This window comes from Burkholderia sp. Ac-20379 (genome assembly GCF_017104645.1).
Classification (GTDB): Bacteria; Pseudomonadota; Gammaproteobacteria; order Burkholderiales; family Burkholderiaceae; genus Burkholderia.
Genome location: NZ_JAAGPF010000009.1, coordinates 1 through 17,634, shown reverse-complemented (window position 1 = coordinate 17,634; position 17,634 = coordinate 1). Strand labels below are relative to the sequence as shown.

General features: G+C 66.2%; 13 protein-coding genes. 2 read left to right on the top strand and 11 right to left on the bottom strand.

What is annotated here, in order from left to right; genetic code table 11:
- The first annotated feature begins 1 nt into the window (after position 1).
- Complete coding sequence (locus G3N92_RS02170; protein WP_206125793.1) at positions 2-1,306, top strand: MFS transporter; 1,305 nt, start codon at positions 2-4, stop codon at positions 1,304-1,306.
- Between the two features lie 120 nt (positions 1,307-1,426).
- On the opposite strand, the gene G3N92_RS02165 is transcribed toward G3N92_RS02170, so the two are convergent.
- From G3N92_RS02165 to G3N92_RS02115, 11 genes are all read right to left on the bottom strand, one after another.
- Positions 1,427-2,551, bottom strand: coding sequence for a TIGR03118 family protein (locus tag G3N92_RS02165; protein WP_206125792.1), 1,125 nt, complete (start codon positions 2,549-2,551; stop codon positions 1,427-1,429).
- A 398-nt stretch (positions 2,552-2,949) separates the two neighbouring features.
- On the bottom strand, positions 2,950-4,602 hold the full coding sequence (locus G3N92_RS02160) for an APC family permease (RefSeq protein ID WP_206125791.1): 1,653 nt from the start codon (positions 4,600-4,602) through the stop codon (positions 2,950-2,952).
- Positions 4,603-4,776: 174 nt separating this feature from the next.
- Positions 4,777-5,643, bottom strand: a complete 867-nt coding sequence (locus tag G3N92_RS02155; RefSeq protein WP_206125790.1) for a glycine betaine ABC transporter substrate-binding protein — start codon at positions 5,641-5,643, stop codon at positions 4,777-4,779.
- A 153-nt stretch (positions 5,644-5,796) separates the two neighbouring features.
- Entirely contained in the window at positions 5,797-6,942 is a 1,146-nt protein-coding gene (locus G3N92_RS02150) for a hybrid-cluster NAD(P)-dependent oxidoreductase (protein WP_206125789.1), read from the bottom strand.
- Between the two features lie 53 nt (positions 6,943-6,995).
- Positions 6,996-8,237, bottom strand: coding sequence for an aromatic ring-hydroxylating dioxygenase subunit alpha (locus G3N92_RS02145; protein ID WP_206125788.1), 1,242 nt, complete (start codon positions 8,235-8,237; stop codon positions 6,996-6,998).
- 52 nt (positions 8,238-8,289) lie between these two features.
- Positions 8,290-9,087, bottom strand: a complete 798-nt coding sequence (locus G3N92_RS02140; RefSeq protein WP_206125787.1) for an electron transfer flavoprotein subunit beta/FixA family protein — start codon at positions 9,085-9,087, stop codon at positions 8,290-8,292.
- Positions 9,084-10,244, bottom strand: a complete 1,161-nt coding sequence (locus tag G3N92_RS02135; RefSeq protein ID WP_206125786.1) for an electron transfer flavoprotein subunit alpha/FixB family protein — start codon at positions 10,242-10,244, stop codon at positions 9,084-9,086. The genes G3N92_RS02140 and G3N92_RS02135 overlap by 4 nt, the downstream gene beginning before the upstream one ends.
- Before the next feature lie 4 nt (positions 10,245-10,248).
- The gene (locus G3N92_RS02130) at positions 10,249-12,174 is read right to left on the bottom strand and encodes a (Fe-S)-binding protein (protein ID WP_206125785.1); all 1,926 of its coding nucleotides are present in this window, start codon (positions 12,172-12,174) and stop codon (positions 10,249-10,251) included.
- 2 nt (positions 12,175-12,176) lie between these two features.
- The gene (locus G3N92_RS02125; RefSeq protein WP_206125784.1) at positions 12,177-14,240 is read right to left on the bottom strand and encodes an NADH:flavin oxidoreductase; all 2,064 of its coding nucleotides are present in this window, start codon (positions 14,238-14,240) and stop codon (positions 12,177-12,179) included.
- Positions 14,241-14,287: 47 nt separating this feature from the next.
- Positions 14,288-14,830 (bottom strand): DUF5943 domain-containing protein, encoded by a 543-nt coding sequence (locus G3N92_RS02120; protein WP_206125783.1) that lies wholly within the window; start codon positions 14,828-14,830, stop codon positions 14,288-14,290.
- A gap of 133 nt (positions 14,831-14,963) precedes the next feature.
- A complete protein-coding gene (locus tag G3N92_RS02115) occupies positions 14,964-15,935 on the bottom strand; it encodes a dipeptidase (protein WP_206125782.1) in 972 nt (323 codons plus the stop codon).
- A 519-nt stretch (positions 15,936-16,454) separates the two neighbouring features.
- Here G3N92_RS02115 and G3N92_RS02110 point away from each other — a divergent pair.
- Positions 16,455-17,480, top strand: coding sequence for a GlxA family transcriptional regulator (locus G3N92_RS02110; protein ID WP_206125781.1), 1,026 nt, complete (start codon positions 16,455-16,457; stop codon positions 17,478-17,480).
- The last annotated feature ends 154 nt before the right edge of the window (positions 17,481-17,634 follow it).

Sequence of the window (17,634 nt, the reverse complement as noted above, 5' to 3'; positions counted from 1 at the left end):
CATGCTTCAGAAATCGAAGCGCCTGAAACGCACGCAGTTCATCGCGGTGACCTTTCTGACGATCGCAGGCATCGTCAACTATCTCGACCGCACGACGCTGTCGATCGCCAATCACTCCGTCAGCGAGGAACTGCACCTGTCCGGTGCGCAGATCGGCCTGCTGCTTTCGGCGTTCTCGCTGGCGTATGCGTTCGCGCAGTTGCCGGTGGGCGCGATGCTCGACCGCTTCGGCTCGCGCGTGATGCTCGGTCTCGGCATGTTCGTGTGGTCGGTCGCGCAGATGGCGGGCGGCTTCATCCAGTCGCTGAACCACTTCCTGCTCGCCCGCACGGTGCTCGGCATCGCGGAGGCGCCGCTGTTCCCGGCCGGCGCGAAGGTCGTCAACGAGTGGTTCGCGATGCACGAGCGCGGCGGCCCGACCGGCACGTTCATCGCGTCGTCGACCATCGCGCCGATGATCGCGCCGCCATTGCTGACCGTGCTGATGCTGTCCTTCGGATGGCGAACCATGTTCGTCATCATGGGCGTGCTCGGCGTGATGGTGTCGGTGGGCTGGTACCTCGTCTATCGCAACCGCGATCAGGTGGCGCTGGAGCCAGGCGAAATCGCCTATCTCGACCAGAACGCGAACACCGAAACGCGGCCGAGGAAGGGCCTGAGCTTCGGCGAATGGTCCGCGCTGTTCAAGCTGCGCAACACCTGGGGGATGATCTTCGGCTTCATGGGCGTGATCTACATGGTGTGGCTGTACCTGACCTGGCTGCCCGGCTATCTCGAACACGAGCGGCACCTGAGCATCGCGAAAACGGGCTGGCTCGTGTCGATCCCCTACATCTTCGGCACGCTCGGCATGGCCGGCAGCGGCTATATCGCCGATTACCTGCTCAAGCGCGGGATGGCCCCGATTCGCAGCCGCAAGTGGCCGGTGTGCATCGGGCTGGTGGGCGCGGCCGCGTTCACGGTGCCCGCCGCCTACACGCCGAGCACGGCGATGGCGATCGTCTACGTGTCGCTGGCGATGTTCTTCGTGAATTTGTCCAGCGGCAGCGCGTGGGCGCTCGTGACGGTGGCCGCGCCGCGCCATCTGGTGGCTTCGCTCGGCAGCATGCAGAACTTCGGCGGGTATCTCGGCGGTTCGTTCGCGCCGGTCATCACCGGCATCGTGGTCGATCGCACGCATTCGTTCGTCAATGCACTGCTGATCAGCGCGGCCGTGGCGTTCGCGGCGGCGCTCGTCTATCTGTTCGTCGTGAAGGAAGCCGCGCCGGCCGAGGCCGGCGGTTCGGTCGAATCCCTGCCGACTTGAATCGAGCGGCGGCAAGCGGGAGACCGAGGCGGCGACGCCCCGGCTCCGGCTCCGATGACGCATGGGTTCGGCACTGTCTCGATGAGCCGAGGCAGCGCCGAAGCCCGCTCGCCGTCAAGCTCAGGGCGTGACGTCGATACGGCCGTACACGCCCGTGGTCGGCGTCGGGCCGGCCGCGTAGAACAGCGTGTTGGCCGGCTGGTTCGCCGCATTGTTGCCGAACGACATGCCCCAGATGCCGGCCTGCTTGAACGTCGAGCCGTCCGGGTTCGGCAGCGCGCCGATCAGCGCATTGCTGGTGGGATCGAACACGTCGATCGTGCCGTCGCCGAAGTTGCCCACCAGCAGATCGTTGCTGGCCGAGCCGAAGTTCGACGGCGCGACCACCATGCCCCACGGCGAATTCAGCGTGCCGCCCGTGGCAACGCGCTTGACGAAATTGCCGGCCGTGTCGAACGCGTCCACCACGCCGTTGCCTGCGCCGTTCACCTGCGTCCGGCCGTTGCTGCCGAGCACCGCATACGACACGTAAACGTTGTTGCCGATCGCCGCGATGCCGAACGGCGAGAAGCCCGCCGGCAGATTCGGATCGACGAACTTGCCGACCAGGATCTTGTTGAACGCGCGGTCGAACGTATCCACCTTCTTGTTGTGGAAATCGGTGGCGTAGATCACGTTCGCCCCGGCGTTCACGCCGATCGCGAGGCCCTTGTAAACAGCCCCGCCCGCGCCGTCGTCGTAGGCGTTGACGGCCTGCGTCGGCAGCACCTTCGGCGACCACGCGGCGATCGTGCCCGCGTCGGTGGCCCACATGAACACGGCGTTGGCGGCCGCGCCGCCGTTCGCGCTGATCTGGAAATCGGCGGCCGTCTTGTTGAACACGATGCCCGTCGGGCCGGCGGCCGTGCCGGCCGCGTTGGCCGGGATCGACACCACCAGCGATTGCGGCACGCCGTTGCCGTCGTACAGCGTCGACAGATGCGTGTTGTTGTCCGACACCCACATCACGCCGGTGGGGTTGAACGCGATGCCCCAGCCGTTCTTCAGGTTCGGATCGATGTTCGCGGCCGTCGCGCTGCCGTCGGACACCAGCGTGGTGGCCTTGAATTGCGTCTTCAGCGCCGGCGGCGGCGGTGCGGTGACTGCTGGCGGTGTGCTGTTGTCGTCTCCCCCACCGCATGCGGCGAGCGTGAAGGCCGTGACGGCGGCCAACGAGGCCATGGCTGCAATGCGCGTCAATGTCATTTTCCATTCCTTATCGAATCACACGGATGAAATCCGGCCGGGCGTGGCTCGGCCGAACCGGTATGCCGACGGCGCGACCCGGCGCTCGGCCAAGTCGCGGTGTTCGCCTGTGTTGTCGTGAACACGTTCTCGTCGACCACATAACGCCGGGGCGAAGCGGCTTATTCCATCGGTTTCGAATTGTTTTTTTGCCCGATGGATCGGCCGCCCGGCCCCCGTCATGCCATGCCGGCATGCTTTCGAATTGGAAAGGAATCTTGAAGATTGAAAGAATGCGCCGCCGGGCAGCGGCGCGGGTTCGACCGATCCGGCTGCAACCCGATTTCCGGCGCGCCATGAAAAAGGGCCGCTGATTCGCGGCCCTGCGGGCTTCATGGTCGATTCGCTCGAGGCTTACGTCACAGCCAGGCCAGGCGATACGAAATCGCGACCGTCAGCGCCGCCGCGATCAACGCCGCGAACGGCAGCAGTTCGTACACGGCATGGCGCTTCGGCACCGCCAGCTCCATGTCCTGCTGCATCTGCTTCGGGAAGCGCCCGCGATCCTGCCAGTAATGGCGGTAGACGAACACCGGCACGATCAGCAGCATCGCGATGATGCCGTTGCGCAGCGTGCCCTCGCCCTGCAGGTTCGCGCCGGCGCCCACATACACGAGATTCAGATACCCGCAGATCGCGCCCGCCACCAGCAGCCAGGTCGGGCAGCGGAACGGACGTTTCCAGTTGCCGCGATCCATGCGATGAATCCAGCCCGACTGCAAATTCAGGAACACGAAGATCATGTAGCAGACGTTCGAGATCGACAGCACGGTCATGTAATCGGACATCATCAGCAACACGAGGTTGAACCCGAGATCGGTCCACATCGCGCGCGTGGGCGCGCCGTGTTCGTTGACGTGCGACAGATAGCGCGGCAGCCAGCCGTCGACGGACGCCTGATAGAGCGTGCGCGACGAGCCCATCATCGAAGTCATCACGATCAGCAGGATCGACAGCATCAGCATCACGACGATCGCGTTCGCCACCCTCGCACCGCCGCCCACCATCTTCGCCATCGCGGCGGCCACGCCGGTGCCGTCGCCGATCTTCGGGTCGAGCATCGCGCCGGTGCCGAGCGCCCCCTGGAACGCGAGCGGCACGAGCGTCATGACGATCAGGCACAGCGCGCCGGACCAGAAGATCGCCTTGGCCGTGTCGCGCGCCGGATCGCGGAATTCGCGCGTATAGCACACCGCCGTTTCGAATCCGTAGGAGGCCCAACCGGCCATGAACATCGCGCCGAGCGCCATCGTCACGCCCTGCCCGTTCCAACTGCCGAACCTGGAGGCGGTGAGCTGGCCGTTGGCGTCGTGACCGAGCGGCAACAGCGGCAGCAGATGCGAGATCGGCACGTCGCCCGTCGCGAACGGCACGATGCCGACGATCAGCAGCGGCGTGAGCGATGCGATGCCGAGAATGCACTGGGTTTTGGCGGCGGCGGACGCGCCGCTGTGTTGAAGGCGGAACGTGATCAGCAGCAGGATCGCGGCGATCACGAACGTGGCGTTGATGCGCAACGTGAGGCCCGGCTTGATGAAGCCGAGGTTGGCGACGGTGAGCTGCCAGTGCTGGATCGCGGCGTCGGCCGGAAACAGCGAGGTGAGCGCGTAGCTCGCGGCGAGCCCGCAACCGAGTGCGAGCATGGGCGACCAGGCGAGCCAGTTGCACCACACCGACACCGGGGCAATCATCTTGCTGTACCGCACCCAGCCGATCGCGCCATACACCGACGCGCCGCCCGATTTATGTGGAAATAGCCCCGATATTTCCGCATAAGTCGCGCTCTGGATCAGCCCCATCGTGATCGCGCCAATCCAGATGGCCCACGCGGGTTGACCGATCGTGGCGCACACGCCGCCGATCGTGAAGAGGACACCGGCCGGCACGCCGCTGGTGACCCAGAAAGCATCTTTCCAACTGAGGCCGCGGTGCAGCGAGCGGCCTTCTTCCACATGTGAGATGGTCTTGTCGACCTCGCCGGTGCTGCGCGCGCGCAGTCCTGCCTGACCCATCCAGAACCTCCTAGCAAGAGTCTTCGGAAGTGGCACAGTGTAACAACACTTTCACAAAACCCCTTGAAATACGCGGTTTTCTGCAAAAAACAATGCCCGTCCGACATCGAATCGGACGGGCATTTTTTACTTCGCACTATTGAATAACAGCGCAGTCTTGCCGCTTTTGCGCGATTACTGCGCGCCGTCGGTCCAGCTCTTGACGCGATCGCCGTGCTGCGAGATCCATTGCGTGGCCGCTGCGTCCGGCTTCGCGCCGCCCTGGATCGCCAGCATCACCGAGTCGAGCTCGCCGGCCTTCCACTGGAACTTCTTCAGGAACGCCACCACCGGCTTGGCCTTGGTTTCGAGGCCCGGGTTCGCGACGCTGTCGACGTGCTCGGCTTCGCCGAACACCTTCTTCGGATCGTCGAGGAAGCGCAGGTCCCACTTCGCGAACATCCAGTGCGGCACCCAGCCCGTCACGATGATCGGCTTCTTGGCGTTTTCGGCACGCGCCAGTTCGGCCGTCATGGCGCTGCCCGAGCTGGCCATCAGGTTGTACGACAGGCCGTAGGCCTTGATCGCGTCGTCCGTCTTGCGCATCACGCCGGCGCCGGCATCGATGCCGACGATGCGGCCGCCGAAATCGGCCTTCTCGGCCTCGAGATCGGCGATGCTCTTCGCCTTCACGTAGGTCGGCACGATCAGGCCGATCTTCGCGCCCGGGTAGTTCACGCCGAGGTCGACGACCTTGGTCTTGAACTGATCCCAGTACGCGCCGTGCGTCACCGGCAGCCAGGCCGACAGCGTCGCGTCGAGGTCGCCGCGCGCCACGCCCTGCCACATCACGCCCGCGGCGACCGGCACGAGCTGCACCGGATAGCCGAGCTTCTTCTCGATGATCTGCGCAGCCACGTTCGACGTGCCGACGCTGTCGTCCCAGCCTTCCACGTAACCGATCTTGATGGTCGGCTTCGTGTCGGCGAAGGCGGCGGGCGCGGCCGCCGTCATCAGCGCGGCGAAGGCCCCGCACCAGGCCAGTTTTGCGATGAATTTCATGGTCGATCTCCTTGGGTGGTCATTGGCGCGACGTTGCACGCCTTGTGGGTCTCTCTAGGTTCCGCAACCACAATTCATCGGTATCGTCGTTTTCCGACACGTCCTTGTCGATAAGCGACGTGTCGCCTTTTCCGCTGCCTTGCCCCGCCTCGCTTACTTTTCCACCACGAGATCGGACAGCGGCTTGCTGCAGCACAGCAGCACCATGCCGTTGTCGATTTCACGCTGGCGGATCCCGCCGTTGTGCTTCATGTCCACCTGCCCCGACACCAGCTTGACCTTGCAGGTGCCGCACATGCCCTGCGAGCACGACGACGGCAGCCGCACGCCCGACTGGCGCGCCGCATCGAGCACGTGCTGGTCGGCGCCGCAACTGATCTCGCGGTTGCTCTTCGAGAACGTGACCGAGAAGTGCGTGGTTTCCGGCACCGGCACGCCTTCCTCGACCAGCGTTTCCACCGTCTCGGGCGCGGCCTCGTCGAGCATCGTCTCGAACGAGAAGCTTTCCTCGTGATACTGCTTGCGATCGAAACCGGCCTCGTCGAGCAGGTCGCGCACCGCCTTCATGTACGGCGCGGGGCCGCAGGTGAAGATCTCGCGCTCCATGAAATCCGGCGCGATCAGCTTGAGCAGCGGCAGCGACAGGTAGCCCGTGATGCCCGGCCAGTTGGTTCGGCTTCCTACCCGTTCGCAAACGAACGCGGTGCGGAAGTTGTTCTGGCTCGACGCGATCATGTCGATTTCGCGCGGGAAGATGATGTCGTCCGGCGTGCGCGCGCTGTGCACGAACACGATGTCGCGATCCTCGGCGAGATCGTAGTGCGCGCGGCTCATCGACATCAGCGGCGTGATGCCCGAGCCGGCCGACAGGAACAGGAACTTGCGCGCGGGGTGGCGGGCGCAGGTGAATTCCCCGGCCGGGCCGAGCACGCGCACCTGCGCGCCGGCCTGGAGGTTGTCGTGCAGCCAGTTCGACACCTTGCCGCCCGGCACGCGCTTGACCGTGATCGACAGCGTGTGCGGCCGCGCCGGTGACGACGAGATCGTGTAGCAGCGATTGATCGTCTCGCCGTCGATATCGAGTTCGAGCGTCACGAACTGGCCCGGCTCGAACGCGAACGTGCGGCCCGACGGCGACCGGAAAAAGAAGCTCCGCACATCGTGCGTTTCCTGCCGCACATGGCAGCAGATCAGTGTTTCCTCGACGTCGCTCGTCCAGAGTTCGGGCAACGCCTTCCAAAAATCGGGCTGCGTCACGCGGCTGTCTACCGGTTCGAAATTCGCGGCATCTCGCATCATCTCTTGCTCCGCCTGTCCTGTCCGTGCTGGTGGTGTGCTGTCTGTAACTGTCGTCAAGCGCCGAGGTGCGCGGCCATGCGGCCGATGTACCACGCCGAAAACTTCTCGACCAGGCCTTCCGTGAACGGCGAGTACGGGCCCGGCTCGTAGGCGCTGCTGGTGGCGCCGCGCTGCGAGAACTCCACGAGCGCGCGATCCTGATCGTTGGTGGCGTTCCACACGGCCGTGAGGTTCTTCACGTCGTAATCGATGCCTTCCTTCGCGTCCTTGTGAACCAGCCACTTGGTGCGCACCAGCGTCTTGCCGGCCGACAGCGGGATCACCGAGAACGTGACGATGTGATCGGCCATGAAGTGGTGCCACGAATTCGGCTGGGTCCAGAACGACAGGCCGCCGAGGTCGGCGCGTTCGAATTCGCCGAGCAGCTTCTTCGACGCGGCTTTCGCGTCGAGCGTCTGCGATTCGCCGGCGCGATCGAGCGGCAGGCGCTGGGTGCGGAAGCCGGTCACGTCGAGCAGGCGCTCCACCTCGACCGACGGCAGGCCCTGTTCTTCCCACTGCTTCTCGCGCGCCGCGCAGGTGGCCTCGAACGCGGCCATGCCCTCGGCCGTGGCCGGCGACGGCTGATAGCCGAAGCCGTATTCGTACAGCGAAATGGTCAGCTCCGGATGGTTCGCGACGCAGTGATAGCACTCGCGATTGTTCTCCATCGTCAGCTTCCAGTTGCCTTCCTCGATGATGTCGATCTGCGCGGCGATCTTGGTGCTCGCCAGATCGTGCGGCAGCAGGTACGGCTCCATCGCGGCGCGCAGGTTCTCGAAATCGGCCGGCGGTTCGTCGGCCAGGCACACGAACAGCAGGCCGCCGAGGTTCTGCAGATGCACCGATTTCAGGCTGTGCTTGCAGCGGTCGAACTTCTCGCCCATGTGCTCGGCGAACATCAGCGCGCCGGTCAGGTTGTAGGTCCAGCTGTGGTACGGGCAGACGATGTTGCCCACCGAGCCTTTGTCTTCGTTGCAGAGGCGCGCGCCGCGGTGGCGGCAGACGTTATGGAACGCACGGATTTCCATGTCGTCGTCGCGCACGATCAGGATCGAATCGCTGCCGATTTCCACCGTCACGTAATCGCCCGGTTCCGGCACGTCCGGTTCGATCGCGACCTGAATCCAGTGCTTGCGGAAGATCGCGTCCATATCGAGCTGGAAAATTTCCTCGCTCAGGTAGAACGGGGCCTCCAGGCTGTAACCCGCTTTGCGGCGCTCCACCAGCGCGCGAATGTCTACCGTTTGACTCATGGTTTGCTCCGGACTCTATGCTTGGTTCTGCCGACGGATTCGGGTCAGCGATTCAGTAATCGATCAGTTGATGCTCGCGCAAATACGCCAGAATCACTTGTGCTTTTTCGACCGAACTCCCTTCATTTACGACGTTGCCGCCGCGGCTTTCGGTGGTGGTCGCGGACAGCATCCGGGCATGCCCGGAGCGCTTCTCGGCCGCCACCAGCTTGACGGGTTTGCGCTCGGTCGGCGCGGTTTTCCAGGCTGCGAAATCGGCCGATGCGGCGGGCGCCGCCACGGCCGCGGCGGGCACCGGCGCGACGCTGCCGGCGCGCTGGCGCGCATAGGCATAGCGTGGCTGCGCGTTGGCGAGCGGATGCACCGCCACCACGGCGGGCAGCGTCACGGCCACCCGGCGGCGCAGGCCCTTCGGCAGGAATTGCCGGATCACCGCTTCGCCGTTCTGCACCTCGATATCGACGGCCGTGCCGGCCAGCCGGTAATCGAGCTTCGCGGCCACCTGGTACGGCAGCAGGCCGGTGTCGAACGCGCCCTCGGCGCGCGTGCCGGTCAGCACCAGATCCACGCCGGCGAGGCGGCCCGCCAGCGGCGCGACCGCGTCGTCGCCGGGGCGGCACTCGATCACGTCGATCTTGCGGGCGCCGAGCGCCAGATAGTCGGCCAGCGCTGGATCGTTCGGATCGCCGGCGTGCAGCACTTCGAGCTGCGTGCCGTGCTCGCCGGCCAGCGTGCGGCCCAGTTCGAGCGCGGCCGCGTCGTTGCGGCTGTAGCGCGGCGCGCCGCTGACCGGATGCCGGCCCACCGACACCAGCACCGCGATTCGCGACAGTTTGCGGGGGGCGTTCATGCGGCCACTCCTTCCAGATGCCGCGCACCGTGCTCGCTGGCACGGCCGCGTGCCGCGCGCGCGGCGTTCACTTGTTCGATCAGCGCGGCGATGGTCGCCTGCGCGTCGCCCACCACCGTGAGGTTCGCGCGCTTGGCGATCGGCGCGCTGGCGTCGAGGTTCACGGCGATCACATGCCGGCAGTCCTTGATGCCCTGCAAATGCTGGACCGCCCCGGAAATGCCGAACGCGATGTAGAGGCTCGCCTCGACCGTCTTGCCGGTCGCGCCCACCTGCTTGTCGCGCGTGAAGTGGCCGTTGTCCACCGCCACGCGGCTCGCGCCGATCGCCGCGCCGAACACGCCGGCCAGTTGCTCGAACGCGCCCACGTCGGTCACGCCGTTGCCGGCCGAGACGATGAAATCGGCCTCCTCGAGCGCCACCTGCGCGGCGTCGAGCTCTTCCATGCCGAGATCGCGATAGCCGGCGGCAGCGCCGCCCGAACCGATCGCGAACGGCGCGGCGAGCGTTTCGCCCGCGCCGACGAACGGCAGTTTCGGTTCGACCGCGTTCGGCGCGAGCAGCACCACGTCCGGCAAGGCCCGCGTGCAGAACTGGCGCTTCGCATCGGCGTATGCGCCCACATGCTTCGCGTCGATCTCGACCACCTGGGCGGCCACGCTCGCGCCGAGCGCCGCGGCGTAGCGGCGGCCGAGGTCGCCGTCGCCGGTGGCGTTGTCGGGCACCAGCACATGACGCGGCGCGAGTGCGGCGGCACAGGCCAGCAGCGCATGCAGCTCGGCGTCGGGCGCGAAGCCGCGGCGGTCGAAACCGGGCAGCTCGATCAGCTTGTCGATGCCGAGTTCGGCGATCTCGTCCTTCAGTTCACCGAACGACAGCAGCACCACTTCGCTGCGTGCGTCGGCCAGCAGCGCGGCGGCGGCGGCCACCTGGCGCGTGTGATCGTCGAGCGAGCCGCGCTCCGGGTGGGCCACCACCAGCAGCACGTGCTCGGCGGCTTCCACGGTGCGCTTCGGCTTCGGCGCATCGTGATGGGCGTGGCCGATCCATTGCGCGACGTTGCCGCCGGTGCCCACCTCGCCCAGCGTGATGCGCTTGAGTCCGGCCGGCGTGACCACGAAGGGCCGGCGCGGATCGATACGTTTGAGGGTGTTCATCGAATCACTCCAGCGAGGCGGCGACGAGTTCGGCGACATCGAGCACGTCGGGGCGCGGGCCGACCACGCCTTCGAGCATCGCCGTGCAGTTCGGGCAACCCACCGCGACCACGTCGGCGCCGATGGCGCGCGCGTCCGCGATGCGGATGTCGGGAATCCGCTGCTTGCCCGGGATGTCGGTCAGCGGCGCACCGCCGCCACCGCCGCAGCAGCGCCCGCGCATGCCGTTGCGTTCCATCTCCACCACCTGAATGCCGATCGTCTTGAGCAGCTTGCGCGGCGCTTCGGTCTCGCCGTTGTAGCGGCCGAGATAACACGGGTCGTGATACGTGACCTTCTTTTCGCGCAGCGCTTCGTTCGCTTTCGGCGAGATGCGGCCCGCCTCGGCCAGCTCGGCCACGAACGCCGTGTGATGCTTGACCGTGTAGCGCGCGCCGAGCGCACGGTATTCGTTGCGCAGGCTGTGCATCACGTGCGGATCGGCCGTCACGATCTGCTTGAACGACAGCGTGTCGAGCGTGGCGATCAGGCGCTTGGCCATCTGCTGGAACGTGGCCTCGTCGCCGAGCCGGCGGGCCGTGTCGCCCGTGTCGGTTTCGGCGCGGCCGAGCACCGCGTAATCCACGCCGGCCTTGTTCAGCACCTTGATGAACGCGCGCAGCGTGCGCTGGTAACGCATGTCGAACGCACCCTCGCCGGCCACGATCAGCACGTCCACCGGGCGGCCCGGCTGCGCCACTGGCGCTTGCAGATCCACCGACCAGTCGTAGCGCGAGGCCGTGTCGAAACCGCCCATCGTGCCGGTTTCGCGCAGGTTCGCGATGGTTTCCGCGCCCTTGCCCGGCACCGTGCCGTGCACCAGCGTCTGGTTGCGGCGCATGTCGACGATCGCGTCCACGTGCTCGATCAGCATCGGGCACTCCTGCACGCAGGCGCGGCAGGTGGTGCACGACCACAGCGTGTCGGCTTCGATCAGGCCCGAGACGATCGGCCCGTTCGGCTCGCCGCCGTGGCGGCCCACCGCGATGCCCGGCGTCGGGCTGCCGGCGTAGGCCGCATCCGTGCCGCCGGCCATGCCGGTCACCAGATCCTGGATCAGCTTCTTCGGGTTCAGCGGCTGGCCCGAGGCGAACGCCGGGCAGGCGGCCTCGCACTTGCCGCACTGCACGCAGGCGTCGAAGCTCAGCAACTGGTTCCAGCGGAATTCCACCGGCTTGCCGACGCCGTATTCCTGCTGCTCGATATCGGGCAGCTTGAGCGCCGTGGGCGGCACGGCCGTGCCGTTGCCGGTGAAGCTCTCGCGGGTTGCCGCGAACCGTTCCTGACGCGGGTGGAACGCGAGGTGCAGCAGGCCGGCGATGGCGTGCTTCATCGGGCCGCCGCGCGCCGCGCCGAACGTCATCGCGAACGCGCCGATCGCGATCAGCACCGCGCACAGCACCGCCACCGCGCCCGACATCGCGCTGGCCGGCACCACGGCGTACAGCGCGAGGCCGAACGCGAACGAGCCGAGCAGCCAGGGCAGCGTATTCCACGGGCCGCGCGACAGGCGCGCCGGCACGTCCTTCGCCGCGCGGCGGCGCCAGACGAACACCGCGCCCACCAGCATCGCGAGCGAGGCCAGCAGGATCAGCTTGTCGAGCCACGGCGAGTAGATCGCCAGGCCGTAGTTGACGAACACCAGCGCCATCGCGCCGATCGCGCCGCCCGCCGTCGCCACGTGCGTCTTGGCGATGTACGGGTCGCGCGCCACCACGTGGTGCAGGTCGACGAAATAACGCTTCGGGATGGTAAATAAATTGCCGATGCCGAACGCGCCGGGTGCCGTGGCGCGGCCCACGCGCCAGAACGCCGAGCGCTTCGCCACCGCGAACGCAAGCCCCGCCACCGACAGCCACAGCAGGGCGGTAATCATGAAAGCCGGATTCATCGTCAGAAGTCCTTCACGAGACGCAGCGAGTCGTAGATCGCGCCGTGGACGTTGTGCATCGAGATGCAGTCGCCGACGCGGAACAGCAGGAAGCGGCCGTTGCCCAGTTCTTCCGACAGGCACGGTTGCGGCTCGGCCGCGAACAGCGTATGCGGATCGATCTGGCCGCGGTTCAGCGATTCCGGCTTGAGCTTCCAGTACAGCTCGTCGTTCGGCGACGAACCGTTCTCGACCACCACCTGGTCGACGACGCGCTCTTCCTGCTCTTCGGTGTATTCGTTGCGCAGCACCGCGATGGTCTTGCCGTCTTCCACGTACACGCGATCGAGCATGTAGTTGGGCGTATGGATCACGCCGAACGCATACAGGCGGCGGTAGAAGATCGGGAACGTCGTGCCGCCGCAATCGTCGGCCACCTTCACGTCGGGCGTGACGATCTCGACCTGCGAGCCGCGGCTCGCCATGAAGTCGGCCACGCCCGCGCCGGCATGCGTGCTCACGCCGTCGAACAGCAGCACGTTCTTCTTCGGCTCGACCTTGCCGTTCAGGATGTCCCACGAGCTCACGGCCAGGCCTTCGTCCACGCCCCAGCCCGGCACCTGCCAGGTGAAGCTGGAGCCACCCGTGGCGAGCACCACGATGTCCGGCTTCTCGGCCATGATCATCTTCTCGTCGGCGGCCACGCCGAGGCGGCGGTCCACGCCGAGGCGCTTGGTTTCCATGTCGAACCAGCGGATGATCCCCGACATCTGTTCGCGCTGCGGCGCCTTGGCCGCGATCATCACCTGCCCGCCCACTTCGGCGTTCTTCTCGAACAGCACCACGTCGTGGCCGCGCAGCTTGGCGACACGCGCGGCTTCGAGGCCGGCGGGGCCGGCGCCCACCACCACCACCTTGCGCTTCGGGCCGCGCGATTTCTCGATGATGTGCGGCATCGTCGATTCGCGCGAGGTGGCGGCGTTCTGGATGCACAGCACGTCGAGGCCGTTGTATTGACGGTCGATACAGTAGTTCGCGCCCACACACTGCTTGATTTCGTCCTCGCGGCCGTCGCGAATCTTGATGACCATGTGCGGATCGGCGATCTGCGCGCGCGTCATGCCGACCAGATCGATCATGCCGGTGGCGAGCAGGCGCTCGGCCTGGCCCGCGTCGCGAATGCTCTGCGCGTGCATCACCGGGATCTTCACGACCGACTTGATGCCGGCCGCAAGGTGAACGAACGGTTCCGGCGGCAGCGCCATCGGCGGCATGCAGTTGGCGATCGTGTTGTGCGTGTCGCCGCCCGAGCCGACCACGCTCAGGTAATCGATCAGGCCCGTCTCGGACATCGCCTGCGCGATTTCCTTGAGCGCTTCGTGATCGAGGCCATCCTCGTGGAATTCGTCGCCGCACATGCGCAGGCCGACGCAGAAATCCTTGCCCACCGCCTCGCGCACCGCCGTCAGCACTTCGATGCCGAAGCGCAGGCGGTTCTCGAGGCTGCCGCCCCATTCGTCGGTGCGGTGGTTGGAGCGCTTGCTCCAGAACTGGTCGATCAGGTGCTGGTGGGCGGCCGAGATTTCGATGCCGTCCATGCCCGCGGCCTGCACGCGCTTCGCGGCCGCCGCGAAATCGCCGATGATGCGGCGGATTTCCTCGATCTCGATGATCTTCGCGTTGCCGCGGTGCACCGGCTCGCGCACGCCCGACGGCGACATCAGGTGCGGCCAGTGCTCGCCGTGGAACGACGAGCGGCGGCCCATGTGCGTGGCCTGGATCATGATCTTCGCGCCGTGCTGGTGCATCGTGTCGGCCAGGCGCGTGAGCGGATCGATGATCTTGTCGGTCGACAGGTTGACCGATTTCCACCAGCCCTGCGGGCTGTCGACCGATACCGGGCTGGAGCCGCCGCAGATCGCGAGGCCAACCCCGCCTTTCGCCTTCTCCTCGTAGTAACGGATATACCGGTCTCCCGGCAGGCCGCCCGGCTCCGCGTACACCTCGGCGTGCGCGGTGCTGACGATGCGGTTGCGCAAGGTCAGCTGGTTGAGCGTCATGGGCTTGAAAAGGTTCGGGTAACGCATTGGGGGCGACCTCTGGCGGGCTCAGTCGTATTGGTATCGGTTATGAATCAGGCAGCGATCGGCGACACTTCGAACACGCAATGGCCGTGATGGTCATGGTGTTCGCCGGCGCAATGCGCTTCGGTCGAGAACGCGCGCGGCGCGCCCTTGCCTTCCGGCGTGGTGTCGTTGACCCAGTCCATCGCGCCGGCGAACCAGCCCGCGAACATGTAGCAGAGCTTGCCGATCTTCTCCGGCTGCTGGAGCACGAACGACGAATGGCGCAGCTCGATGCGGGCGCGCGCGTTCACCGGGTCGGCCTCGATGATGCTGAACAGGCCCCAGCCGCGTTGCGACAGGCGGTTCAGGTAATGCTCGAACACCGCCATGCCCTGAATGCCGTGCGCCGGCGCTTCCTTGTCGCACCAGTAGTAGGCGGACTTGTAGCCGGCCTTGTAGAGGATCTCGGCATAGGCGTCCTGGCCCAGCGCTTCTTCCACGGCAACGTGGTTGTTCGTGAAGAAGTGGCGCGGCACGTACAGCATCGGCAGCGCGTCGGTGGTCCAGACACCGGTGTTGGGATCGACGTCGATGGGCAGTTGCGGTTGCATCGTTGACTCCGTGGTGAGGCATGGCGCCCGGGTTCGGGCGCGACTTCGCCCGCGCGCCGTCGCTCGTGGAGCGGGCGCGTGGTGCGGATCGATTGATTGAATGACGGTGGGCCGGCCCGGGGCCGGCGCGGAATCAGGCGCCCCAGACGTCCTTGAACACGCGAACCCAGTTCTCGCCCATGATCTTGCGGATGCGCGACTCCTTCCAGCCGGCGCGTTCCATCGCCGCGGTCAGGTTCGGGAATTCGCCGATGGTTCGGATCCCTTCGGGGTTCACGACCTTGCCGAAATTGGTCAGGCGGCGGTAGCGGCCCTTGTCGTGCGTGAGCATGTCGAAGAATTCGGTGCTGTAGCCCTGCGTGAAATCGGTGCCGATGCCCACCGTATCCTCGCCGATCAGGTTCACGACGTAGTCGATCGCCTCGATGTAGTCGTCGATCGTGGCGTCGATGCCGCGCTTCAGGAACGGGGCGAACATCGTCACGCCCACGAAGCCGCCGGCGTCGGCGATCTCGCGCAGTTGCTCGTCGCTCTTGTTGCGCGGGTGTTCCTTCAGGCCCGAGGGCAGGCAGTGCGAATACGTGACCGGCTTCTTCGAGAACGCGATCGCTTCGGACGACGTATTGCCGCCCACGTGCGAGAGGTCGACCATGATGCCGACGCGGTTCATTTCGGTGATCACTTCGCGGCCGAAATCGGACAGGCCGCCGTCGCGCTCGTAGCAGCCGGTGCCGACCAGGTTCTGCGTGTTGTAGCAGAGCTGCACGACGCGCACGCCCATGTCGGCGAACGCTTCGATATACGAAAGGTTGTCTTCGAACGCATGCGCATTCTGGAAGCCGAGGATCACGCCGGTCTTGCCTTCGCGCTTGGCGCGGGCGATGTCGTCGGTGGTGCGCACCAGCGTCAGCAGTTCGCTGTTGTCGCGGATCGCCTGCTTCATCGTGCCGATGTTGTCGACCGTCTTGATGAAGCTGTCCCACACCGACACGGTGCAGTTGGCCGCGGTCACGCCGCCCTTGTGCATATCCTCGAATACCGAACGATCGAACTTCGAGATGTTCAGGCCGTCGATGATGATGCTGTCCTGATGCAGCGTGCTCATGTGATTCTCCAGAATGGCGCGTATGTGTGGGCGATCGTGCGGGTTATCCCGGCGGCTGGCGCTTCCGGGAAAGGCCCGTCCTGTAAGGGTTCGGGGCGGGTTTTCGCAGTGGCTGCCGACGGCTCTATTCTTGTCGTTCGGATTTTTTGCCGATTGATGAATTCAGACGCTTTCTTTGCCTTTTCCGACATGCGCGTCCGTTTTGTACAAGTCGGCCGAGGCGCGTCGCCGCAAGGCTCGCGGCGTGTCGTTTCCGGACAGGTGCGCGGCTCCGGGTAAGCCCGTAGGCGGCGATCGGCGCGGGCGGGTGCGATCCGGCACCGCGACGGTGCCGGCCGCGCCCGGCGCGAGTCGGCGCGGTGCAGCGCCTCCCCGCCGCGGTGCGCCGCACCATGCGCCGTCAAGCCCCGCCCACGTTGCGATCAGGGTTTAGCCGTATGGCATGGTTGTTGCGCGGGATTCCACAATAGCCGAGCCGTGTTTCCCCAGCGCGCCGATTCCCGATTCAAGGAACGCCACATGTCCCCCGATCGCACCGCGAGTCTGTCTCACTTCGCGTTCGTTCCACTGCCCAACTTCACGATGATCGCGTTCACCAATGCGATCGAAGTGCTCAGGATGGCCAATTACCTGAGCGGCCAGACGCTGTACCGCTGGTCCGTCGTGTCGCCGGGAGGCGGCCCGGTCACGGCAAGCAACGGCCTGAGCGTGGATACCGCGCCGGCCGAAACCCTGGGCATTCCGGACGTGGTGTTCGTGTGCGGCGGGGTGGACGTGCAACGCGCCACCACGGCCGAGCATCTGGCCACCATGCGCCGCTTCGCGCGCGCCGGCGTGGCGCTCGGCAGCCTGTGCACCGGCACCTACGCGCTGGCCAAGGCCGGCCTGCTGTCGGGCTACGCCTGCGCGATCCACTGGGAAAACATGTCGGCGCTCAAGGAAGAATTTCCCGACACGCGCTTCCTGAAGGAACTGTTCGTGATCGACCGCGACCGCATCACCTGCACGGGCGGCGTGGCGCCGCTCGACATGATGCTGAACCTGATCGCGCCGCGCGTGGGCACGGCGCGCGTCACGCAGATCGCCGAGCAGTTCATCGTCGAACACGTGCGCGATACCAGCGCGCAGCAACGCATGCCGCTCGTCGCGCGGCTCGGCTCCGCGAACAAATCGCTGTTCGAGGTGATCGCGCTGATGGAGAACAACATCGAGGAGCCGCTCTCGCGCGAGGAGCTGGCGCGGCTCGCGAACATGTCGCAACGCCAGTTGCAGCGCCTGTTCCGCGAACACCTCGGCATGACGCCCACCCATTACTACCTGACGCTGCGCCTGCGCCGCGCACGCGAGCTGCTGCTGCAGACCGACATGTCGATCATGCACATTACAATGGCATGCGGTTTCCAGTCGGCCTGCCATTTCAGCAAGAGCTATCGCGATGCGTTCGGCACCGCGCCGACCCGCGAACGCCGCAAGCAGGTCGCACCGCTGGCGCAACCGATGCTGCCGATCGGCGCATCGCAACCGGCGCTCGTGCTGCACGCCTGACGCTCCCGCCCCGGCCGGACGCGGGCGGCGCACGCCGCCCCACCAACCGGACCGCACGTGCAACACGATGCCGCGCTGGCGAGCGCCTATCTCGCCTACCTGAACGCCCCCGATAGCGACGCCGCCCTGGCGCTGGCCCGCCGGCTGCGCGAAA

Excerpts from the sequence above, each read along its gene's own strand:
- G3N92_RS02165 (WP_206125792.1), bottom strand. The coding sequence starts at position 2,551 with ATGACATTGACGCGCATTGCAGCCATGGCCTCGTTGGCCGCCGTCACG.
- G3N92_RS02135 (WP_206125786.1), bottom strand. The coding sequence starts at position 10,244 with ATGAACACCCTCAAACGTATCGATCCGCGCCGGCCCTTCGTGGTCACG.
- G3N92_RS02160 (WP_206125791.1), bottom strand. The coding sequence starts at position 4,602 with ATGGGTCAGGCAGGACTGCGCGCGCGCAGCACCGGCGAGGTCGACAAG.
- G3N92_RS02120 (WP_206125783.1), bottom strand. The coding sequence starts at position 14,830 with ATGCAACCGCAACTGCCCATCGACGTCGATCCCAACACCGGTGTCTGG.
- G3N92_RS02110 (WP_206125781.1), top strand. The coding sequence starts at position 16,455 with ATGTCCCCCGATCGCACCGCGAGTCTGTCTCACTTCGCGTTCGTTCCA.
- G3N92_RS02150 (WP_206125789.1), bottom strand. The coding sequence starts at position 6,942 with ATGATGCGAGATGCCGCGAATTTCGAACCGGTAGACAGCCGCGTGACG.
- G3N92_RS02130 (WP_206125785.1), bottom strand. The coding sequence starts at position 12,174 with ATGAATCCGGCTTTCATGATTACCGCCCTGCTGTGGCTGTCGGTGGCG.
- G3N92_RS02115 (WP_206125782.1), bottom strand. The coding sequence starts at position 15,935 with ATGAGCACGCTGCATCAGGACAGCATCATCATCGACGGCCTGAACATC.
- G3N92_RS02170 (WP_206125793.1), top strand. The coding sequence starts at position 2 with ATGCTTCAGAAATCGAAGCGCCTGAAACGCACGCAGTTCATCGCGGTG.
- G3N92_RS02155 (WP_206125790.1), bottom strand. The coding sequence starts at position 5,643 with ATGAAATTCATCGCAAAACTGGCCTGGTGCGGGGCCTTCGCCGCGCTG.
- G3N92_RS02145 (WP_206125788.1), bottom strand. The coding sequence starts at position 8,237 with ATGAGTCAAACGGTAGACATTCGCGCGCTGGTGGAGCGCCGCAAAGCG.
- G3N92_RS02140 (WP_206125787.1), bottom strand. The coding sequence starts at position 9,087 with ATGAACGCCCCCCGCAAACTGTCGCGAATCGCGGTGCTGGTGTCGGTG.
- G3N92_RS02125 (WP_206125784.1), bottom strand. The coding sequence starts at position 14,240 with ATGCGTTACCCGAACCTTTTCAAGCCCATGACGCTCAACCAGCTGACC.